Raw genomic sequence first — 18,051 nt, forward strand, 5'->3', positions numbered from 1 at the left:
CGACCTCTCCCGGCCGCGAGTTCCAGATCGGAAAAAATGGGAATTCGCCTAAGAGCGGCTCCCTGTCGAACCGTCGCCTGAACGGGTATTCATCAAAATTAAATTTACCGCGAAAGGCCTTTTGGAAGCCGACACTTAAGCAACGAACTTCACCTGAATGTGTTTAGCGAATGTCTGTTTACGGAAAGGAGTAGTCCATGAGGAAAGCACCTTTAGCCTTGGCCGCGGCGGCAACTCTTGGCCTCGCCACCATCGCAGCGCCGGCGCCCGCGGAAGCGCGGCACGGCGGATTCTTTCCCGGGCTGGCCGGCGGGCTTATCGCAGGCGCAGTGATCGGCGGATTGGCTTCGAGCGCTTACGCCTATGGTCCGGGCTACGGATACTATGACGGCTATTACGGCGGATATGCCCCGGCCTATTACGGCGGTTATGCACCAGCTTACTACGGCGGATATTACGACGAGCCCTTCGTGCCCGTCGTTCGCTACCGTCGCGTGGTTCGCCCGGCATTCGCCTACTATCCGCGTCCGCGGTTTTATCATCGCCACTGGCATCACTGGTGATCCAGCGAATGAAAAGGGCCGCCTGACACGGCGGCATGGAGCGACGAGAGTACCTCAGTCGATCTCATGCACTACCGTGCGCGTGGCAGGGTCGACCAGCATCACGCGATTGTTCGAGTAGACATAGCGATACTTCGTCACTGACGGGCCCCAATCCGAAGGCACTGCCTCGAGCTCGACGTCGGTCGGCACCTTGGCGCCCACCACGATTCTTTCCCGCGTTTCAATCGGACGGATCTTGTGCTCGGTCACGTAGCTCTTGATCTTCGTGCGATACTCCGGCTCAATCTGTACCGTAGCGCCCCCAGTTCCGGTGGTCGTTCCGGGAGTGATGACCGTGGTTTGAGCGTTGGCCATGGTCGCAACCAGCGACGCTGCCGCCGCTAAAATAAGCAGCTTCTTCATGTAGTCCTCCTCAAGCCGCATCAGCGCGGCATCAGGAAAAACGGTTTCTGCGTGTCCTTGTTCCGCCTGAACGCCCGCTTCATAGCATTTGCTGGCCTAAACCGGCGCGACGCCCTCGACGAAAATCAGACGGCGACCCAGCGCGGTCTGCCGCACTCTAAACGCCTCGGCATATTCCGGCGAGGCGTACCATTCGCGCAAACGCGCCATTGTCGGAAATTCGACAACGATAATGGTTTTCGGCGGCGGCTCGCCTTCGATCAAATTTGCAGCGCCACCACGGATCAAATAGCGGCCGCCATAATGTGCGATCGCCTTCGCGGCGATCGTTCGATAGACCTCGAACCCTGCCGGATCGCGCATCTCGACTTCGGAAATAACGTAGGCTGACATCCTTCACCTCGCGGCGTTACGCATCACCGGATTTCGACGATTTCCGCCTCGCCTCCGGCGATGACGACGACATCGCCGACGCCCTTGCCGAACAGCGCGCGCGCCAGCGGCGAGCCGTGCGAGATCGTCCCGTGCGCGGGCTCAGCCTCGTCTTCGCCGACGATCCGGAACGTCTGTCGCCGATCATCCTCGCGCACGATGGTGACGGTGTGGCCGAAACGCACGACGGAATTGTCCGTGGGCTCGGGTGCCACCCTTGCCGTGGCGCGGCGAGCATTCCAATAGCGGAAGTCACGGCGAGCGCTGGCCAGCGCCGCGCGATCTCCCGCGGATTGCGCCGCAGCCTGGCCCGCCTCGGCCGCGGCCAACGCTTGCTCGATCCGGCGGAGACCTTCAGCCGTTACATCATTCGGAAGATCGGAGATTGGCCGGTCAGGCAGACCTTCGACGTCCTCTGTGTCCTTGACGAACGCCCTACTCATGCCTGTCAAACGTTTGACGGCCCGGAACGGTTCCTGCGAAGTCACGCGCTGGCGGCGATGGCGGGCGCGTCGGGCAACAAAAAAGCGGCGCTTTAAGCGCCGCTTTTGAAACTGCAATCCGAAAAACTCACGCCGCTTCGGCGGACTTCTCCTCCACCGGACCAGAATCCTGGCCCTTGGCGTCGACGTCGCGGTCGACGAATTCGATCACGGCCATCGGCGCGTTGTCGCCGTAGCGGAAGCCGGCCTTGATGATGCGGGTGTAGCCGCCCTGGCGGTCCTTGTAGCGGGGTGCCAGCGTGTCGAACAGCTTCTTGACCTGGTCGACGTCGCGCATTTCCGAGATCGCCTGCCGCCGCATGGCGAGCCCACCCTTCTTACCGAGGGTGACGAGCTTCTCGACGATCGGGCGCAGCTCCTTGGCCTTCGGCAGCGTGGTGACGATCTGCTCGTGCTTGATCAGGGCCGCGCACATGTTGGCGAACATCGCGCGGCGATGCTCGGCGGTGCGGTTGAGCTTACGATGAACCTTGCCGTGACGCATTGATTTATTCCTTGATTAGTCTTCGTCGCGACGGTTCGTCGGACTTGTTGCTCAGGTGGGCTACCTGCGTTCGCCCCAGTCATTCCGGACCTCGCAAAGCGACAATCCGGAATCTCGAGATTCCGGGTTCGCGCTCACGCGCCCGGAATAACGAATGCTCAGTAATGATCCTCGAAGCGCTTGGCGAGTTCGTCGATGTTCTCCGGCGGCCAGCCCGGCACTTCCATGCCGAGATGCAGGCCCATCTGGGCCAGCACTTCCTTGATCTCGTTCAGTGACTTGCGGCCGAAGTTCGGGGTGCGGAGCATTTCCGCTTCCGACTTCTGCACGAGGTCGCCGATATAGACGATGTTGTCGTTCTTCAGGCAGTTTGCCGAACGCACCGACAGTTCGAGCTCGTCGACCTTCTTGAGAAACGCCGGGTTGAAGGCGAGATCGGGGATGATCTCCTGCGCGACTTCCTTGCGCGGCTCTTCGAAGTTCACGAACACGTTGAGCTGATCCTGCAGGATGCGCGCGGCATAGGCCACCGCGTCCTCCGGCGAGATCGCGCCGTTGGTCTCGATCGTCATGGTCAGCTTGTCGTAGTCGAGGATCTGGCCCTCGCGGGTGTTCTCGACTTTGTAGGAGACCTTGCGCACGGGCGAGAACAGGCTGTCGACCGGGATCAGGCCGATCGGCGCGTCCTCCGGCCGGTTACGCTCGGCGGCGACGTAGCCCTTGCCGGCGGCAACCGTGAACTCCATGCGGATTTCAGCGCCCTCGTCCAGTGTGCAGAGCTGCAGGTCGGGATTGAGCACGACGATGTCGCCGACGGTCTGAATGTCGCCGGCGGTAACGACGCCCGGACCGGACTTCTTCACGACCATGCGCTTGGGGCCTTCGCCCTGCATCTTGATCGAGATGTCCTTGATGTTGAGCACGATGTCGGTGACGTCCTCGCGAACGCCCGCGATCGAGGAGAACTCGTGCAGCACGCCGTCGATGTGCACCGACTGCACGGCGGCGCCCTGCAGCGACGACAGCAGGATGCGGCGCAACGCGTTACCGAGCGTCTGGCCGAAGCCGCGCTCGAGCGGCTCGGCGACCACGGTCGCAAACCGTGTCGTGTCGGGGCCCGCCGTTACCTGCAGCTTGTTCGGTCGAATGAGTTCTTGCCAATTTTTCTGGATCGTCACTTTGTCACCCCTTCGGGTCAATAGACCGGGCCAGTCGATCCGTCGTCAGATCACTGGCGTTGGAGATCGCGGATCAGTCCGCGGAAAATTCCAAAAGCAATCGCGAGCGGCAAAACCGCCCGCGACCAGACATCAAACGCGCCGGCGCTTGCGCGGACGGCAACCATTGTGCGGGATCGTCGTCACGTCGCGGATCGACGTCACGGTGAAGCCCGCCGCCTGTAGCGCGCGAAGTGCCGATTCGCGGCCCGAACCGGGGCCGGCAACTTCCACTTCCAGCGTGCGCATGCCGTGTTCCTGCGCCTTCTTGGAAACGTCTTCGGCCGCGACCTGCGCGGCATAGGGGGTCGACTTGCGCGAGCCCTTGAAGCCCATCGTGCCGGCCGAGGACCAGGCAATGGTATTGCCCTGCGCGTCGGTGATGGTGATGGTCGTGTTGTTGAAGGACGAATTCACGTGCGCGATGCCGGAGGCGATGTTCTTGCGTTCGCGACGGCGTACGCGGGTGGCTTCCTTGCCCATTACCTAAAACCTTCCTGTGATCTCAAACGCCGCCGTACTGCCAGCGGCTACACCTAAAAAACGCGAGTGGCGAATGGCGAGTAGATTTCTATTCGCCAATCGCAATTCCCTATTCGCCAATTACTTCTTCTTGCCGGCGATTGACTTGGCCGGGCCCTTGCGCGTGCGCGCGTTGGTGTGGGTGCGCTGGCCGCGCACCGGTAGGCCGCGGCGATGACGCAGGCCGCGATAGCAGCCGAGGTCCATCAGACGCTTGATGTTGATGCCGGTCTCGCGGCGAAGATCGCCCTCGACGAGATAGTCGCGGTCGATCACTTCGCGGATCTGCAGGACTTCCTGGTCGCTCAGCTGGCTGACACGACGATCCGTCGGGATCTTGACCTTCTCCATGATCTCGGACGCGTTCTTCTGGCCGATGCCATGGATGTACTGGAGCGCGATCAGAACGCGCTTGTTGGTCGGGATATTCACGCCGGCAATACGGGCCACGGACTTCTCTCCTGTCGCCGATCCCCTATGGACCGGACCATGTTCTTGCTAACTCGGGCAAGTGTCCGCAAACGCGAACACGACGCCCTCCCCTCATCTCTTGCGGGGCCCGGCATCGTCAAAAAACTATCCGACTTGGATGCGGGGCTTATTAAAGGATTCAACTCGGTTTCGTCAACTGCCTCTACCGCTTAGCTCGCTTTTTCGTGACCTTTTTGGCAGCCTTCGGCACAATCTTTTTGACCGCCCTTCTAGCCTTGCCGGCCGACCGCCCCTTGGCAGCCGCGGTGGCCCTGCGGGTCGCCGTCCCAGCCCGCTTGGAGGCCGCTTTCTTGTCTTTTGCAGCCGCTTTGGCCGCCTTCCCTGCGGTTTTGGCGGGTTTTTTACCCGCCGGCTTCGCGCTCTTCCTGGCGGCCCCTTTGGCCTTCCTGGCCGGCGCCGCTGACCGGGCGGCCTTGGGTTCCACCGCGCCGACGGCGGACAGGATCCGGTTAATCTCCCGCGTGACCTGCTCGATGGTCATCATGCCGTCGACAGTAGCGAGCTTCCGCCGCTCGGAATAATAGTGGATCAGCGGCTCCGTCAGCGCGCGGTAGCTCGCCAGCCGCTTCGACAGCACCTCCGGGGTGTCGTCGATTCGCACTTCCTCGCCACGGGCCCGCATCTCGGCGACGCGTGTCTCGACGCGGTTCAGAAGCGCGCTCTCGTTGACGCGCAGCTCGATCACGGCGTCGAGCTTGATGTGCTTCTTCTTCAGGAGCTCGTCGAGGGCCGCGGCCTGCGGCACGGTGCGCGGAAAGCCGTCGAGGATAAAACCTTTCTTCATGTCGGGCTGGTCGAGACGGTCGGAGATAATGCCGATCACGATCTCATCGGGCACCAGCGCGCCGCTGGCCATGATGTCCTTGGCCTGCAGGCCGATCGGCGTTTCGGCGGCGACCGCAGCACGCAGCATCTCGCCGGTCGAGAGCTGGATGATGCCGTATTTCTGGACCAGCCGCTGTGCCTGGGTCCCCTTGCCCGCGCCCGGCGGACCCAAAAGGATCAATCTCATGACTATTCGCCCCCGGCTTGGTGAGCGAATCGCCGCACACCCTGTATTGAATTTCAGACCACGCGTATCCGCGAAATCAGCGGCGACGGCCCCTCAGCTTGGATTTCCGGATCAGCCCCTCATACTGATGGGCCAACAGATAACCCTGCACCTGCGCCACCGTATCCATCGTCACGCTGACGACGATCAGAAGTGAGGTTCCGCCGAAATAAAACGGCACCGAGGCGTAGGAAATCAGGATTTCGGGAATCAGACACACGATCGCCAGATAGATCGCACCCAGCACGGTAATGCGCGACAGCACGTAATCGATATATTCGGCGGTGCGCTCGCCCGGACGAATGCCGGGAATGAAGCCGCCGTGCTTCTTCAGATTGTCGGCGGTCTCGGTAGGGTTGAACACGATCGCGGTATAGAAGAAGGCGAAGAACACGATCAGCGCCAGATAGAGGAACAGGAACAGCGGACGGCCGTGGCTGAGCTGGGTGTTCAGCCACTGGAACCACTCCGGCCCCTTGCCGGCGTTGAAGTTCGCAACCGTTGCCGGCAGCAAGAGCAGCGACGAGGCGAAGATCGGCGGAATCACACCCGAGGTGTTAAGCTTGAGCGGCAGATGTGAGGACTGCCCTTCGAACATCTTGTTACCGACCTGGCGCTTCGGATACTGGATCAGAAGTCTGCGCTGCGCGCGCTCCATGAACACGATGAAGGCGATCACGGCGACCGCCATCACGATCACGATCAGGATCAGGCCGGTCGAGAGTGCGCCCTGACGGCCCAGTTCCAGCATATTCGCGAGTGCGGAAGGCAGTTCGGCGACGATGCCGGCTAGAATGATCAGCGAAATGCCGTTGCCGATGCCGCGCGAGGTGATCTGCTCACCGAGCCACATCAGGAACATGGTGCCGCCGGTCAGCGTGATCGTGGTCGAGAGCAGGAAGAACACGCCGGGATCGCTGACGACGTTGCCGGCGCCCTGAAGGCCGACCGCAATGCCATAGGACTGGAACGCGGCGAGGATGACCGTCAGATAGCGGGTGTACTGGTTCAGCGTCTTGCGGCCCGCCTCGCCTTCCTTCTTCAAGGCTTCGAGCTGCGGCGACACCGTGGTCAGCAGCTGAATGATGATCGATGCCGAGATGTACGGCATGATATTCAGCGCGAAGATCGCCATGCGGTGGATGCCGCCCCCGGCGAACATGTTGAACATGCCGAGAATGCCGCCGGCCTGCGACTTGAACACCTGTTCCCAGATCGCGGGATCGATGCCAGGCAGCGGGATATAGGTGCCGAGCCGATAAACAAGCAGCGCACCCAGCGTGAACCAGATGCGCTTCTTCAGTTCGTCGGCCTTCGCCAGAGCGCCGAAATTGAGGTTTGCCGCAAGTTGTTCTGCTGCTGAGACCATGTTCAGGCTTTCTCCCGCCGCCCCGAAGGCCGATGCCCGAACGGGGCCATCGGCAGACGCCGGACATTATTTGGTGCTCGGCTTCAATAAGTCCATCATCCCACCCTGCGGATCGCCCGCTCACACGCGGGCGATGACGCAGATGTTACGCCGCCTCGCCTTCTTGCTTCTTGGCCGGGGCCAGGATCTTCACCGTGCCGCCGGCCTTCTCGACCGCCGCAACCGCGGATTTCGAGGCGCCATGCACCTCGATCGCGAGCTTGGCCTTGAGTTCGCCGCGGCCGAGCAGCCGCAGGCCGTCCTTGGCGCGGCGGATCACGCCGGCCTTGACCAGCGATTCGACCGTGACGGTTTCCTTGACGTCGACCAGCATGGCGTCGATCGCCTCCTGCAGCCGGTCGAGATTGATCTCGGCAAAGTCGAGCCGGAAGATGTTGTTGAAGCCGCGCTTCGGCAGGCGGCGATGCAGCGGCATCTGGCCGCCTTCGAAGCCCTTGATGCGCACGCCCGAACGCGCGGTCTGGCCCTTGCCGCCGCGGCCCGAAGTCTTGCCCTTGCCCGAACCGATGCCACGACCGACGCGCATGCGCTTTTTGCGCGAGCCGGCGTTGTCGGCGATATCGCTGAGCTTCATCGCCCTGTCTCCTTGCTTACTTCTCGCCGACGATGCGGACGAGATGTTGAACCTTGGCGATCATGCCGCGAATTGCAGGCGTGTCCTGCAGTTCGGTCACACGACCGATCTTGTTGAGCTTGAGGCCGATCAGCGTCGAACGCTGCGAGTGGTGGCGGCGGATCGCGCTGCCGGTCTGCTCGACCTTGATCGTCTTTGCGGCCTTGGCCATCGTCTTAACTCCAAAGAGCGCTTGAAATACGCGCCGGTTATTCAGCCACCACTTCGGCGTCGCCGCCGACGCGGCGCGACTGCAGCGTGGAGACCTTGATGTTGCGGCGGGCGGCGACCGAACGCGGCGAATCCTGATGCTTCAGCGCGTCGAAGGTCGCGCGAACCATGTTGTAGGGATTCGACGAGCCGATCGACTTCGCCACCACGTCCTGGATGCCGAGCGTCTCGAACACCGCGCGCATCGGGCCGCCGGCGATGATGCCGGTACCGGCCGGAGCGGCGCGCAGGTAAACGCGGCCGGCGCCGTGACGGCCGGCGATGTCGTGATGCAGCGTGCGGCCTTCGCGCAGCGCCACGCGCGTCAGATTGCGCTTGGCCGACTCGGTAGCCTTGCGGATCGCCTCGGGCACTTCGCGCGCCTTGCCGTGGCCGAAACCGACCCGGCCCTTCTGGTCGCCGATCACGACCAGCGCCGCGAAGCCGAAGCGTTTGCCGCCCTTGACGACCTTCGCCACGCGATTGATGTGCACGAGCTTGTCGACGAACTCGCTGTCGCGCTCCTCGCGATCCCTGCTCCGTTCGCGTCCGCCGCGTTCGCGTTCACCTGCCATGGTGTTTTCCAATCTTTAGGGGAAGAAAGCCCCTGTCCTCGTAATTATCCAAAACGGTTTCGTTAGAAGCTCAGTCCGCTTTCGCGGGCGGCGTCCGCGAGCGCCTTGACGCGCCCGTGATAGAGATAGCTGCCGCGATCGAACACCACTTCTTTGACGCCGTTCTTCACGGCGCGTTCCGCCAGCAGCTTGCCGACGGCCTTGGCCGCATCGATGTTGGCGCCGGTATTGCCGGCCTCGCGCATGGTCTTTTCCAGCGACGAGGCGGAAGCCAGCGTCTCGCCCTTCAGGTCGTCGATGACCTGAGCGTAGATGTGCTTCGACGAACGGAACACCGACAGACGCGGGCGTCCATTGGCGGACCGGCGCAGCGAGTTGCGCACTCGCTGCTTGCGCCGGGCATTCGTGACCTTGAGTGACATGACCGGCTCCGTTACTTCTTCTTGCCTTCCTTGCGGAAGATGAATTCGTTGGCGTACTTCACACCCTTGCCCTTGTAGGGCTCCGGCGGACGGTAGGCGCGGATCTCGGCGGCGACCTGCCCGACGCGCTGGGAATCGGTGCCCGAAATCGTGATCTCGGTCGGCTTTGGCACCGCGATGGTGATGCCTTCCGGGATCGCATAAACTACGTCGTGGCTGTAGCCGAGCGCGAGCTGCAGGTTCTTGCCCTGCATCGCGGCGCGGTAACCGACGCCGGTGATCTCGAGCTTCTTCTCAAAGCCCTTGGTGACGCCCTCGACCAGGTTCGCCACCTGCGCGCGCGCGGTGCCGTACATGGCCTGGGCGCGGTTGGTCTTGAACTTCGGCGCGACCGTGATCGCCCCGCTTTCGGACTTCACCTCGACGTCGTCATGCACGACGAACTGAAGCTGGCCCTTCGGCCCCTTCACCTTGACGGTCTGCCCCTCGACGGTCGCCGTCACACCGGACGGGATCGCCACAGGCCGTTTGCCAACACGTGACATGGCTAAAAATCCTTCCTCAGAACACCGTGAAGAGAACTTCGCCGCCCACGTTCGCGTCGCGCGCTTCGTGGTCAGCCATGATTCCCTTCGGCGTCGACAACACCGAAATGCCGAGACCGTTGTTCACGCGCGGCAGGTTCTTCACCGAGGCGTAAACCCGACGACCCGGCTTGGAGACCCGCTCGATCTCGCGAATGACGGGCTCGCCATCGAAATACTTCAGCTCGATCTCGAGTTCGCTGCGGCCCGAGGCGTGTTCGACGCTGGCGTAGCCGCGGATGTAGCCCTCGGATTTCAGCACTTCGAGCACGCTGGCGCGCATCTTCGAGCCCGGGGTCGAGACCTTGGACTTCGAACGCATCTGCGCGTTGCGAATGCGGGTGATGAGATCGCTGATCGGATCGTGCGTTGACATCGTGACGACCCTCCTTACCAGCTCGACTTCACGAGCCCGGGAACCAGGCCCTTGGAGCCGAGTTCACGCAGCGCGATGCGGGAAAGCTTGTTCTTGCGGTAGTTCGAACGCGGACGGCCGGTCAGCTCGCAGCGGTTGCGGATGCGGGTCGTCGACGAGTTGCGCGGCATCTGGGCAAGCTTCAGCGTCGCCGCGAACCGCTCTTCCATCGGCTTGGTCTTGTCGGCGATGATCGCCTTCAGCTTTGCGCGCGCAGGCGCGGCGTTCTTGGCCATCCGCTTGCGCCGGTTGTTCTTCTCGATCGAACTCTTCTTTGCCATGCTTGGCTCCTGGGTTTCCGCGTTTGAGAGGCTTAGCTGCGTCTCACTGCCGGAACGGGAAATTGAATGCAGTCAACAAGGCACGCGCCTCGTCGTCGGTCTTCGCCGTGGTGCAGACGGTGATGTCCATGCCGCGGGCTTCCGAAACCTTGTCGAAATCGATTTCGGGGAAAATGATGTGCTCCTTGAGGCCGAGCGAGTAATTGCCGCGGCCGTCGAAGCTCTTCGGGTTCAGACCACGGAAGTCGCGCACGCGCGGCAGTGCCACGTTCACCAGGCGATCGATGAACTCGTACATGCGCGCTTTCCGCAGCGTGACCTTGCAGCCGATCGGCTGGTTCTCGCGCAGCTTGAAGGTCGCGATCGCGATCCGCGAATAGGTCACGATCGCCTTCTGGCCGGCGATCTGCGTCAGTTCGCCAGCCGCGGTCTCGGCCTTCTTGCGGTCGTTGACGGCATCGCCGACGCCCATGTTGAGCACGACCTTGTCCAGCCGCGGCACCTGCATGACGTTGGCGTAGCCGAACTTTTCAGTTAGCTGGCCACGAATGGTCTTGTCATACTCCGCGCGCAGGCGCGGCGTGTAAGCCGTATCAGCCATCGATCTCTGCTCCCGAGCTCTTGGCAATGCGTACCTTCTTGCCATCGGCCTGAATCTTGAACCCTATGCGGGTCGGCTTTCCGTCCTTGCCGACATAGGCGATGTTGGACAGGTGGATCGGCGACTCCTTGGAGATGATGCCGCCTTCCTGGTTCTGGGTCTGCTTCTGGTGACGCTTCACCATGTTGATGCCGCGCACCAGCGCCTTGTTCTCGGCGGGGCGGACCTCGAATACTTCGCCGGTGCGGCCCTTGTCGCGGCCGGTCAGCACCATGACCTTGTCACCTTTCCGGATCTTGGCAGCCATCACAGCACCTCCGGCGCAAGCGAGATGATTTTCATGTGGTTCTTGGCGCGCAGCTCGCGCGGCACCGGCCCGAAGATACGGGTGCCGACCGGCTCCGACTGGTTGTTGATCAGTACGGCGGCGTTGCGGTCGAAGCGGATGACCGAGCCGTCGGCGCGGCGAATGTCCTTGCGGACCCGCACCACGACGGCCTTCATCACGTCGCCCTTCTTCACCTTGCCGCGCGGAATCGCTTCCTTGATCGACACGACGATAACGTCGCCCACGGTGGCATAGCGGCGCTTGGAGCCCCCCAGCACCTTGATGCACATGACACGGCGTGCGCCTGAATTGTCGGCCACGTCGAGGTTGGTCTGCATCTGAATCATTGATGCACCTCGTCCTCTTTCTGATGCGCTCGAATTAGCGCCTAAAATTTTTCCTGATTACTCATCCGGCCAGGCCGAATGAATCTCAGGCGGTTTTCTTCTGTTCGCCCCGGACCACAGTCCAGCGCTTCAACTTCGAGATCGGCTTGCTTTCCTCGATCCACACCATGTCGCCCGGCTTGAACTCGCTGTTCTCGTCGTGCGCGTGGTAGTTCTTGGAGCGGCGGATCGTCTTCTTGTAGATCGGATGGGTGAAGCGGCGATCGACGCGCACCACCACCGTCTTGGCTTGCTTGTCGCTCACGACCACGCCCTGAAGGGTACGTTTCGGCATAATACGGCCTCTTACTTCTTCTTCGCGCGAAGCTGCGCGGCGATGGTCTTGATGCGGGCGATATCGCGGCGGGCTTCGCGCAGCCGCGAGGTGTTCTCGAGCTGCCCGGTGGCGCGCTGGAAACGCAGATTGAAACGCTCCTTCTTCAGATTGAGGACGGCGTCCTCCCTCTGGTCGTCGCTCATCGCGCGGATGTCTTCAACTTTCATCGGGGCCATGAGCACTACTCCGCAATGCGCGCAACGAAGCGCGTCTTGATCGGCAGCTTGGCGGCGGCAAGCGTAAGCGCTTCTTTCGCGGTCTGCACGTTGACGCCGTCGATCTCGAAAATCACCCGGCCCGGCTTGACCCGCGCCACCCACAATTCCGGCGTACCCTTGCCGGAGCCCATGCGGACTTCGGCGGGCTTCTTCGACACCGGCACGTCCGGGAACACGCGGATCCAGACGCGGCCGGCGCGCTTCATGTGGCGGGTCAGCGCGCGGCGCGCGGCTTCGATCTGGCGGGCGGTGACGCGCTCGGGCGCCATCGCCTTCAGGCCGAACTGGCCGAACGACAACGTCGCACCCGAAGTCGCAACGCCGTGGATACGGCCCTTATGCGCCTTCCGGAACTTCGTTTTCTTTGGTTGCATCATGGCTTTAAGCCCTCAAACCTTCTCTAATTTCTCACGCAGCGTCGCGGCGCGGACGCGCGGTCTCGCCTTCGGCCATCTTCTTGTCCTGGGCCATCGGATCGTGCTCGAGGATCTCGCCCTTGAAGATCCAGACCTTGACCCCGCAGGTGCCGAACGTCGTGAACGCGGTCGCCACGCCGTAATCGACGTCGGCGCGCAGCGTGTGCAAGGGCACGCGGCCTTCGCGGTACCACTCCATGCGCGCGATTTCCGCGCCGCCGAGACGGCCCGAACAGTTGATGCGGATGCCTTCGGCGCCGAGACGCATCGCCGACTGCACCGCCCGCTTCATGGCGCGGCGGAACGCGACGCGACGCTCGAGCTGTTGCGCAATCGATTCGGCAACCAGCGTGGCGTCGAGCTCGGGCTTGCGGATTTCGACGATGTTGATGACGACGTCGGAAGCCGTGATGTCGGCAACCCGCTTGCGCAGCTTGTCGATGTCGGCGCCCTTCTTGCCGATCACGACACCAGGACGCGCCGAATGGATCGTCACGCGGCACTTCTTGTGCGGACGCTCGATCACAATGCGGGCGACTGCCGCCTGCTTGAGCTCCTTGTGCAGGATCTCGCGGATCTTGACGTCTTCATGCAAGAGCTTGCCGTATTCGCTCTTGCCGGCGAACCAACGGGAATCCCACGTGCGGTTGATGCCGAGACGCAGTCCGATTGGATTGATCTTTTGACCCATCGTTTTCTCCCGCGCCGCTTTAAGCGCTTGCCTCGGCCTCGACCTGACGAACCACAATGGTCAGGTGCGAGAACGGTTTATAGATACGTCCCGAGCGGCCACGGCCGCGCGGCGAAAAGCGCTTCATGACGATGCCGTTGCCGACATGCGCCTCAGCGACGACGAGATCGTCGACCTCGAGGTCATGATTGTTCTCGGCGTTCGCGATCGCCGATTCCAGGCACTTCTTGACATCGACCGCGATCCGCTTGCGCGAGAACTGCAGGTCGGCGAGCGCAGCCGACGCCTTCCGGCCGCGGATCAGTTGCGCGACAAGATTGAGCTTCTGCGGGCTGACGCGCAGCATCCGGGCGACTGCCTTGGCCTCGTTGTCCGCGAGGCTACGTTCGCGCTTTGGTTTGCTCATCGTCTATTCCTCAAGCCTTCTTGGCTTTCTTGTCGCCAGAGTGGCCATGGAAGGTACGGGTCGGCGAGAACTCGCCGAACTTGTGACCCACCATTTCCTCGTTGACCGAGACCGGCACATGCTTCTGGCCGTTGTAGACGCCGAACACCAGGCCGACGAACTGCGGCAGGATGGTCGAGCGGCGGCTCCAGATCTTGATGACGTCGTGACGGCCGGACGCGCGCGCAGCATCTGCTTTCTTGAGCAGAGAGGCTTCGACGAACGGGCCTTTCCAGACTGAACGAACCATGTCCGGCGTTCCTTACTTCTTCCGCTTGTGGCGGCTTAGGAGGATGAATCTGTTGGTCGACTTATTCGAACGGGTCTTCTTGCCCTTGGTCGGCTTGCCCCACGGCGTGACCGGGTGGCGGCCGCCCGAGGTGCGGCCTTCGCCGCCGCCATGCGGATGGTCGATCGGGTTCATGACGACGCCGCGGTTATGCGGACGCCAGCCCAACCAGCGGGTGCGACCGGCCTTGCCGATCGAGATGTTCATGTGATCGGGGTTCGACACCGCCCCGATGGTGCCGCGGCAACGACCGTGCACCAGGCGCTGTTCGCCCGAGTTCAGGCGCAGAATGACGTAGTCCTGGTCGCGGCCGACGATCTGGGCGTAGGTGCCGGCGGAACGGGCGATCTGGCCGCCCTTCCCGATCTTCATCTCGATGTTATGGACGATGGTGCCGACCGGCATGTTGCCGAGCGGCATGACATTGCCCGGCTTCACGTCGACATAGTTGCCGGCTACCACGGTATCGCCCGCGGCCAGACGCTGCGGCGCCAGGATGTAGGCCTGCTCGCCGTCCTGATACTTGATCAGCGCGATGAACGCGGTGCGGTTCGGATCATATTCCAGCCGCTCGACGACGGCCGGAACGTCAACCTTGCTCCGCTTGAAGTCCACCAGGCGATAGGCTTTCTTGTGGCCGCCGCCGCGGAAGCGCACGGTGATGCGGCCGGTGTTGTTGCGGCCGCCATTGCCGAGCTTGCCCTCGGTCAACGCCTTGACCGGCTTGCCCTTGTAGAGCGCCGAACGGTCGACCATCACCAGCTGGCGCTGGCCCGGCGTCGTCGGATTGTATGTTTTCAATGCCATCGCTGTGTCGCCTTATAGTCCGGTGGTGACGTCGATGCGGTGGCCCTCTTCGAGGGTCACGACAGCCCGCTTCGAGTCCGACTGCGAACCGAAATTGCCGCGGAACACCTTGGTCTTGCCCTTGCGGACCAGCGTGTTCACGCTCTTCACCTTGACGTCGAACAACTTCTCGACGGCTTCCTTGATTTGCGGCTTGGTCGCCTTGCTGGCAACCTTGAACACGACCTTGTTGTGCTCGGACGCAACCGTCGCCTTTTCGGTGACGACGGGCGCTACGATCACATCGTAGTGGCGCGGATCGATATTCTTCATTTGAAGCGCGCCTCCAGCGCATCCACTGCCGCCTTCGTCAGTACCAGCTTCTGACGGCGCAGAATGTCGTAGACGTTGATGCCCTGGATCGGCAGCACGTCGATATTCGGAATGTTGCGCGCAGCAGTCGCAAAACCCATGTTCAGCTCGGCGCCGTCGATGATCAGCGCGTTCGTGAGCCCAAGACCGGAGAAGTGACCGACCAGTGCCTTGGTCTTGGCTTCCTTGACCTGCGCGCTGTCGATCACGATCAGGCCGCCGTCCTTGGCCTTCGCCGATAAAGCATGCTTGAGCGCCAGCGCCCGCACCTTCTTCGGCAGGTCGGTCGCGTGCGAGCGAACCACTGGACCGAACGCACGGCCACCGCCGCGGAACTGCGGCACGCGGGCCGAGCCGTGACGGGCTCCGCCGGTGCCCTTCTGCTTGTACATCTTCTTGCCGGTGCGCCAGACATCGGCGCGGCCCTGGGCCTTGTGCGTTCCGGCCTGACGCTTGTTGAGCTGCCATTGCACGCAACGCTGGATGATGTCGGCGCGCGGCTCGAGACCGAAGATCGCGTCCGAGAGCTGGACCGATCCGGCTTCCTTGCCCTCAAGGGTCGTGACTTTCAGTTCCATCTCACGCGCCCTCCTGCTCAGCCGGTACAGCAGCAGCCTGCTCGCCGCCGGCGACCTTGAACTTGCCGGGCTTCGGAGCTTCCTTCGGCAACGGTTTCTTCACAGCGTCGCGCACCGAGATCCAGCCGCCCTTGGAGCCGGGAACGGCGCCCTCGACGAGGATCAGGCCGCGCTCGACGTCGGTCTGCACCACACGCAAATTGAGCGTGGTGATGCGATCGACACCCATGTGACCGGGCATCTTCTTGTTCTTGAAGGTCTTGCCGGGATCCTGACGTCCGCCGGTCGAACCGATCGAACGGTGCGAAACCGACACGCCGTGGGTGGCGCGCAGACCGCCGAAATTCCAGCGCTTCATGCCGCCGGCAAAACCCTTACCAACAGAGGTCCCGGTGACGTCGACGAACTGGCCGACCACGAAATGGTCAGCCTGGATCTCCGCGCCAACCGGAATCAGCGCGTCCTCGGAGACGCGAAACTCGGTGACCTTCCGCTTGGGCTCGACCTTGGCGACCGCAAACTGGCCGCGCTCTGCCTTGGGCAGATAGACGGTCTTGCGGGTGCCCGCACCGAGCTGCAGCGCAACGTAACCGTTCTTTTCGGTCGTGCGGTGGCCCAGCACCTGGCAATTGCCCAGCTTCAGCACGGTCACAGGGATATGTTCGCCGGCCTCCGTAAAGACCCGCGTCATCCCGACCTTTTGTGCGATCACTCCGGAGCGCATCGGCGTGCTTCCTGTTCTTTCTGTCCGCTAACGGCGGACGATCCTTGAAAATCTTAGAGCTTGATCTCGACGTCGACACCGGCGGCCAGATCGAGCTTCATGAGAGCATCGACGGTCTGCGGGGTCGGGTCGACAATGTCGAGAAGGCGCTTGTGGGTGCGCATCTCGAACTGCTCACGGCTCTTCTTGTCGACGTGCGGCGAACGGTTGACGGTGAACTTCTCGATGCGGGTGGGCAGCGGAATGGGTCCGCGAACCTGGGCACCGGTACGTTTCGCCGTGTTCACGATCTCGCGGGTCGACGTATCGAGGATTCGATGGTCGAACGCCTTGAGACGGATGCGAATATTTTGGCCGTTCATTGCCGTTTGTCTTTCTTTGTCGCGTAGGGCGAGTGGTGAGTAGCGAATAGCGAATGGAGCTGGTCCACTCGCTATTCGCCATTACCGATTCGCTTATTCGATGATGGCGGCGACGACGCCGGCGCCGACGGTGCGGCCGCCTTCGCGGATCGCGAAGCGCAGCTTTTCTTCCATCGCGATCGGCACGATCAGGTGCACTTCCATCGCGATGTTGTCGCCCGGCATCACCATCTCGGTGCCTTCGGGCAGATGCACGACGCCGGTCACGTCGGTGGTGCGGAAGTAGAACTGGGGCCGGTAGTTGGTGAAGAACGGGGTGTGACGACCGCCCTCTTCCTTGGTCAGGATGTAGGCCTCAGCCTTGAACTTGGTGTGCGGCTTGACCGAACCCGGCTTCGCCAGCACCTGGCCACGCTCGACTTCCTCGCGCTTGGTGCCGCGGAGCAGCGCGCCGATGTTGTCGCCGGCCTGACCCTGATCGAGCAGCTTGCGGAACATTTCGACGCCCGTGACGATGGTCTTCTGGGTGTCGCGCAGACCTACGATTTCGATTTCCTCGCCGACCTTGATGATGCCGCGCTCGACACGACCGGTGACGACGGTGCCGCGGCCCGAGATCGAGAACACGTCTTCGACCGGCATCAGGAACGGCTGGTCGACCGGACGCTCCGGCTGCGGAATGTATTCGTCGACATTGCGCATCAGCTCGAGGATGGCGTCGTGGCCCAGCTTCTTGTCCTTGTCTTCGAGGGCGGCAAGCGCCGAGCCCTTGATGATCGGGATCTTGTCACCCGGGAATTCATACTTCGAGAGCAGTTCGCGGACCTCGAGCTCGACAAGCTCGAGCAGTTCCGGATCGTCGACCATGTCGCACTTGTTCAGGAACACAACGAGCGCGGGCACGCCGACCTGACGGGCGAGCAGGATGTGCTCGCGGGTCTGCGGCATCGGGCCGTCGGCAGCCGACACGACCAGGATGGCGCCGTCCATCTGCGCCGCGCCGGTAATCATGTTCTTCACATAGTCGGCGTGGCCGGGGCAGTCGACGTGGGCGTAGTGGCGGTTCTTCGTCTCATACTCGACGTGAGCGGTCGAGATGGTGATGCCGCGCGCCTTCTCTTCCGGCGCCTTGTCGATCTGGTCGTACGCCGTGAACGTCGCACCGCCGGTTTCAGCCAGCACCTTGGTGATCGCTGCGGTCAGCGATGTCTTTCCATGGTCGACGTGACCGATGGTTCCGATGTTGCAGTGCGGTTTAGTACGTTCAAACTTTGCTTTGGCCATTTGACTCTCCGTTCAGTCGTTAGCTTGCAACCAACG

At 62.4% G+C, this 18,051-nt stretch carries 32 protein-coding genes; 1 reads left to right on the top strand and 31 read right to left on the bottom strand.

Annotation, left to right across the window (positions count from 1 at the left end):
* Positions 1-197 precede the first annotated feature (197 nt).
* Positions 198-563: a hypothetical protein gene (locus tag HCN58_RS03615; RefSeq protein ID WP_171578036.1), complete on the top strand. Its 366-nt coding sequence runs from the start codon at positions 198-200 to the stop codon at positions 561-563.
* A gap of 54 nt (positions 564-617) precedes the next feature.
* Here the strand turns inward: HCN58_RS03615 and HCN58_RS03620 are convergent, their stop codons facing one another.
* The 31 genes from HCN58_RS03620 to tuf all read right to left on the bottom strand — a co-directional run bounded on the left by HCN58_RS03620 (position 618) and on the right by tuf (position 18,015).
* A complete protein-coding gene (locus tag HCN58_RS03620) occupies positions 618-968 on the bottom strand; it encodes a DUF1236 domain-containing protein (RefSeq protein ID WP_171578037.1) in 351 nt (116 codons plus the stop codon).
* 96 nt (positions 969-1,064) lie between these two features.
* Positions 1,065-1,361 carry a DUF1330 domain-containing protein gene (locus HCN58_RS03625; RefSeq protein ID WP_171578038.1) on the bottom strand — a complete coding sequence of 99 codons (297 nt, stop codon included), beginning with the start codon at positions 1,359-1,361 and terminating at the stop codon, positions 1,065-1,067.
* Positions 1,362-1,384: 23 nt separating this feature from the next.
* Positions 1,385-1,960 (bottom strand): transcription elongation factor GreA, encoded by a 576-nt coding sequence (gene greA, locus HCN58_RS03630; protein WP_311966765.1) that lies wholly within the window; start codon positions 1,958-1,960, stop codon positions 1,385-1,387.
* Positions 1,961-1,970: 10 nt separating this feature from the next.
* Positions 1,971-2,387, bottom strand: a complete 417-nt coding sequence (rplQ, locus tag HCN58_RS03635; protein ID WP_028349036.1) for a 50S ribosomal protein L17 — start codon at positions 2,385-2,387, stop codon at positions 1,971-1,973.
* Between the two features lie 158 nt (positions 2,388-2,545).
* Positions 2,546-3,586, bottom strand: a complete 1,041-nt coding sequence (locus HCN58_RS03640; protein WP_171578039.1) for a DNA-directed RNA polymerase subunit alpha — start codon at positions 3,584-3,586, stop codon at positions 2,546-2,548.
* Positions 3,587-3,697: 111 nt separating this feature from the next.
* Positions 3,698-4,087, bottom strand: coding sequence for a 30S ribosomal protein S11 (rpsK, locus tag HCN58_RS03645; protein WP_006021048.1), 390 nt, complete (start codon positions 4,085-4,087; stop codon positions 3,698-3,700).
* Between the two features lie 120 nt (positions 4,088-4,207).
* A complete protein-coding gene (gene rpsM, locus HCN58_RS03650) occupies positions 4,208-4,576 on the bottom strand; it encodes a 30S ribosomal protein S13 (RefSeq protein ID WP_171578040.1) in 369 nt (122 codons plus the stop codon).
* A 184-nt stretch (positions 4,577-4,760) separates the two neighbouring features.
* The gene (locus HCN58_RS03655) at positions 4,761-5,630 is read right to left on the bottom strand and encodes an adenylate kinase (protein WP_171578041.1); all 870 of its coding nucleotides are present in this window, start codon (positions 5,628-5,630) and stop codon (positions 4,761-4,763) included.
* A gap of 76 nt (positions 5,631-5,706) precedes the next feature.
* A complete protein-coding gene (secY, locus tag HCN58_RS03660) occupies positions 5,707-7,038 on the bottom strand; it encodes a preprotein translocase subunit SecY (protein WP_171578042.1) in 1,332 nt (443 codons plus the stop codon).
* Positions 7,039-7,183: 145 nt separating this feature from the next.
* Positions 7,184-7,672, bottom strand: a complete 489-nt coding sequence (rplO, locus tag HCN58_RS03665; protein WP_171578043.1) for a 50S ribosomal protein L15 — start codon at positions 7,670-7,672, stop codon at positions 7,184-7,186.
* Between the two features lie 16 nt (positions 7,673-7,688).
* Positions 7,689-7,883 (bottom strand): 50S ribosomal protein L30, encoded by a 195-nt coding sequence (gene rpmD, locus HCN58_RS03670; RefSeq protein ID WP_171578044.1) that lies wholly within the window; start codon positions 7,881-7,883, stop codon positions 7,689-7,691.
* 37 nt (positions 7,884-7,920) lie between these two features.
* Positions 7,921-8,496, bottom strand: a complete 576-nt coding sequence (gene rpsE, locus HCN58_RS03675; protein ID WP_028349043.1) for a 30S ribosomal protein S5 — start codon at positions 8,494-8,496, stop codon at positions 7,921-7,923.
* A gap of 62 nt (positions 8,497-8,558) precedes the next feature.
* The gene (gene rplR, locus HCN58_RS03680) at positions 8,559-8,918 is read right to left on the bottom strand and encodes a 50S ribosomal protein L18 (protein ID WP_065728824.1); all 360 of its coding nucleotides are present in this window, start codon (positions 8,916-8,918) and stop codon (positions 8,559-8,561) included.
* An 11-nt stretch (positions 8,919-8,929) separates the two neighbouring features.
* A complete protein-coding gene (gene rplF / locus HCN58_RS03685; protein WP_171578045.1) occupies positions 8,930-9,463 on the bottom strand; it encodes a 50S ribosomal protein L6 in 534 nt (177 codons plus the stop codon).
* A gap of 16 nt (positions 9,464-9,479) precedes the next feature.
* Positions 9,480-9,878 (bottom strand): 30S ribosomal protein S8, encoded by a 399-nt coding sequence (gene rpsH / locus HCN58_RS03690; protein WP_057849119.1) that lies wholly within the window; start codon positions 9,876-9,878, stop codon positions 9,480-9,482.
* A 14-nt stretch (positions 9,879-9,892) separates the two neighbouring features.
* Entirely contained in the window at positions 9,893-10,198 is a 306-nt protein-coding gene (gene rpsN, locus HCN58_RS03695) for a 30S ribosomal protein S14 (RefSeq protein ID WP_065728822.1), read from the bottom strand.
* Positions 10,199-10,241: 43 nt separating this feature from the next.
* On the bottom strand, positions 10,242-10,799 hold the full coding sequence (gene rplE / locus HCN58_RS03700) for a 50S ribosomal protein L5 (protein WP_171578046.1): 558 nt from the start codon (positions 10,797-10,799) through the stop codon (positions 10,242-10,244).
* Positions 10,792-11,106, bottom strand: a complete 315-nt coding sequence (rplX, locus tag HCN58_RS03705) for a 50S ribosomal protein L24 (RefSeq protein ID WP_171578047.1) — start codon at positions 11,104-11,106, stop codon at positions 10,792-10,794. Before rplX ends, rplE begins: the two co-directional genes overlap by 8 nt.
* Positions 11,106-11,474, bottom strand: coding sequence for a 50S ribosomal protein L14 (gene rplN, locus HCN58_RS03710; protein ID WP_011473865.1), 369 nt, complete (start codon positions 11,472-11,474; stop codon positions 11,106-11,108). Before rplN ends, rplX begins: the two co-directional genes overlap by 1 nt.
* An 85-nt stretch (positions 11,475-11,559) precedes the next feature.
* The gene (gene rpsQ / locus HCN58_RS03715; protein WP_057843583.1) at positions 11,560-11,808 is read right to left on the bottom strand and encodes a 30S ribosomal protein S17; all 249 of its coding nucleotides are present in this window, start codon (positions 11,806-11,808) and stop codon (positions 11,560-11,562) included.
* Positions 11,809-11,819: 11 nt separating this feature from the next.
* Positions 11,820-12,026, bottom strand: a complete 207-nt coding sequence (gene rpmC / locus HCN58_RS03720; protein ID WP_171578048.1) for a 50S ribosomal protein L29 — start codon at positions 12,024-12,026, stop codon at positions 11,820-11,822.
* A gap of 5 nt (positions 12,027-12,031) precedes the next feature.
* Positions 12,032-12,445: a 50S ribosomal protein L16 gene (gene rplP / locus HCN58_RS03725; protein ID WP_057843582.1), complete on the bottom strand. Its 414-nt coding sequence runs from the start codon at positions 12,443-12,445 to the stop codon at positions 12,032-12,034.
* Between the two features lie 31 nt (positions 12,446-12,476).
* On the bottom strand, positions 12,477-13,175 hold the full coding sequence (gene rpsC / locus HCN58_RS03730) for a 30S ribosomal protein S3 (RefSeq protein ID WP_171578049.1): 699 nt from the start codon (positions 13,173-13,175) through the stop codon (positions 12,477-12,479).
* A gap of 19 nt (positions 13,176-13,194) precedes the next feature.
* A complete protein-coding gene (gene rplV / locus HCN58_RS03735; RefSeq protein ID WP_028349054.1) occupies positions 13,195-13,581 on the bottom strand; it encodes a 50S ribosomal protein L22 in 387 nt (128 codons plus the stop codon).
* A 10-nt stretch (positions 13,582-13,591) separates the two neighbouring features.
* Entirely contained in the window at positions 13,592-13,870 is a 279-nt protein-coding gene (rpsS, locus tag HCN58_RS03740; RefSeq protein ID WP_025588653.1) for a 30S ribosomal protein S19, read from the bottom strand.
* Positions 13,871-13,882: 12 nt separating this feature from the next.
* Positions 13,883-14,716, bottom strand: coding sequence for a 50S ribosomal protein L2 (gene rplB, locus HCN58_RS03745; RefSeq protein WP_171578050.1), 834 nt, complete (start codon positions 14,714-14,716; stop codon positions 13,883-13,885).
* 12 nt (positions 14,717-14,728) lie between these two features.
* Positions 14,729-15,028 (bottom strand): 50S ribosomal protein L23, encoded by a 300-nt coding sequence (locus HCN58_RS03750; protein ID WP_171578051.1) that lies wholly within the window; start codon positions 15,026-15,028, stop codon positions 14,729-14,731.
* Positions 15,025-15,645, bottom strand: coding sequence for a 50S ribosomal protein L4 (gene rplD, locus HCN58_RS03755; protein ID WP_171578052.1), 621 nt, complete (start codon positions 15,643-15,645; stop codon positions 15,025-15,027). Before rplD ends, HCN58_RS03750 begins: the two co-directional genes overlap by 4 nt.
* Position 15,646: 1 nt before the next feature.
* Positions 15,647-16,369 carry a 50S ribosomal protein L3 gene (gene rplC / locus HCN58_RS03760; protein WP_171578053.1) on the bottom strand — a complete coding sequence of 241 codons (723 nt, stop codon included), beginning with the start codon at positions 16,367-16,369 and terminating at the stop codon, positions 15,647-15,649.
* Positions 16,370-16,422: 53 nt separating this feature from the next.
* Entirely contained in the window at positions 16,423-16,731 is a 309-nt protein-coding gene (gene rpsJ, locus HCN58_RS03765) for a 30S ribosomal protein S10 (RefSeq protein WP_002712302.1), read from the bottom strand.
* 93 nt (positions 16,732-16,824) lie between these two features.
* On the bottom strand, positions 16,825-18,015 hold the full coding sequence (gene tuf, locus HCN58_RS03770) for an elongation factor Tu (RefSeq protein ID WP_161855313.1): 1,191 nt from the start codon (positions 18,013-18,015) through the stop codon (positions 16,825-16,827).
* Positions 18,016-18,051: the final 36 nt, after the last annotated feature.

Origin of the sequence: Bradyrhizobium australiense, assembly GCF_013114825.1 — a bacterium.
Classification (GTDB): Bacteria; Pseudomonadota; Alphaproteobacteria; order Rhizobiales; family Xanthobacteraceae; genus Bradyrhizobium; species Bradyrhizobium australiense.

Coding starts and splice junctions, on each gene's coding strand:
- HCN58_RS03615 (WP_171578036.1), top strand. CDS start 198: ATGAGGAAAGCACCTTTAGCCTTGGCCGCGGCGGCAACTCTTGGCCTC.
- HCN58_RS03620 (WP_171578037.1), bottom strand. CDS start 968: ATGAAGAAGCTGCTTATTTTAGCGGCGGCAGCGTCGCTGGTTGCGACC.
- HCN58_RS03625 (WP_171578038.1), bottom strand. CDS start 1,361: ATGTCAGCCTACGTTATTTCCGAAGTCGAGATGCGCGATCCGGCAGGG.
- rplQ (WP_028349036.1), bottom strand. CDS start 2,387: ATGCGTCACGGCAAGGTTCATCGTAAGCTCAACCGCACCGCCGAGCAT.
- rpsK (WP_006021048.1), bottom strand. CDS start 4,087: ATGGGCAAGGAAGCCACCCGCGTACGCCGTCGCGAACGCAAGAACATC.
- HCN58_RS03655 (WP_171578041.1), bottom strand. CDS start 5,630: ATGAGATTGATCCTTTTGGGTCCGCCGGGCGCGGGCAAGGGGACCCAG.
- secY (WP_171578042.1), bottom strand. CDS start 7,038: ATGGTCTCAGCAGCAGAACAACTTGCGGCAAACCTCAATTTCGGCGCT.
- rplO (WP_171578043.1), bottom strand. CDS start 7,672: ATGAAGCTCAGCGATATCGCCGACAACGCCGGCTCGCGCAAAAAGCGC.
- rpmD (WP_171578044.1), bottom strand. CDS start 7,883: ATGGCCAAGGCCGCAAAGACGATCAAGGTCGAGCAGACCGGCAGCGCG.
- rpsE (WP_028349043.1), bottom strand. CDS start 8,496: ATGGCAGGTGAACGCGAACGCGGCGGACGCGAACGGAGCAGGGATCGC.
- rplR (WP_065728824.1), bottom strand. CDS start 8,918: ATGTCACTCAAGGTCACGAATGCCCGGCGCAAGCAGCGAGTGCGCAAC.
- rplF (WP_171578045.1), bottom strand. CDS start 9,463: ATGTCACGTGTTGGCAAACGGCCTGTGGCGATCCCGTCCGGTGTGACG.
- rpsH (WP_057849119.1), bottom strand. CDS start 9,878: ATGTCAACGCACGATCCGATCAGCGATCTCATCACCCGCATTCGCAAC.
- rpsN (WP_065728822.1), bottom strand. CDS start 10,198: ATGGCAAAGAAGAGTTCGATCGAGAAGAACAACCGGCGCAAGCGGATG.
- rplE (WP_171578046.1), bottom strand. CDS start 10,799: ATGGCTGATACGGCTTACACGCCGCGCCTGCGCGCGGAGTATGACAAG.
- rplX (WP_171578047.1), bottom strand. CDS start 11,106: ATGGCTGCCAAGATCCGGAAAGGTGACAAGGTCATGGTGCTGACCGGC.
- rplN (WP_011473865.1), bottom strand. CDS start 11,474: ATGATTCAGATGCAGACCAACCTCGACGTGGCCGACAATTCAGGCGCA.
- rpsQ (WP_057843583.1), bottom strand. CDS start 11,808: ATGCCGAAACGTACCCTTCAGGGCGTGGTCGTGAGCGACAAGCAAGCC.
- rpmC (WP_171578048.1), bottom strand. CDS start 12,026: ATGGCCCCGATGAAAGTTGAAGACATCCGCGCGATGAGCGACGACCAG.
- rplP (WP_057843582.1), bottom strand. CDS start 12,445: ATGATGCAACCAAAGAAAACGAAGTTCCGGAAGGCGCATAAGGGCCGT.
- rpsC (WP_171578049.1), bottom strand. CDS start 13,175: ATGGGTCAAAAGATCAATCCAATCGGACTGCGTCTCGGCATCAACCGC.
- rplV (WP_028349054.1), bottom strand. CDS start 13,581: ATGAGCAAACCAAAGCGCGAACGTAGCCTCGCGGACAACGAGGCCAAG.
- rpsS (WP_025588653.1), bottom strand. CDS start 13,870: ATGGTTCGTTCAGTCTGGAAAGGCCCGTTCGTCGAAGCCTCTCTGCTC.
- rplB (WP_171578050.1), bottom strand. CDS start 14,716: ATGGCATTGAAAACATACAATCCGACGACGCCGGGCCAGCGCCAGCTG.
- HCN58_RS03750 (WP_171578051.1), bottom strand. CDS start 15,028: ATGAAGAATATCGATCCGCGCCACTACGATGTGATCGTAGCGCCCGTC.
- rplD (WP_171578052.1), bottom strand. CDS start 15,645: ATGGAACTGAAAGTCACGACCCTTGAGGGCAAGGAAGCCGGATCGGTC.
- rplC (WP_171578053.1), bottom strand. CDS start 16,369: ATGCGCTCCGGAGTGATCGCACAAAAGGTCGGGATGACGCGGGTCTTT.
- rpsJ (WP_002712302.1), bottom strand. CDS start 16,731: ATGAACGGCCAAAATATTCGCATCCGTCTCAAGGCGTTCGACCATCGA.
- tuf (WP_161855313.1), bottom strand. CDS start 18,015: ATGGCCAAAGCAAAGTTTGAACGTACTAAACCGCACTGCAACATCGGA.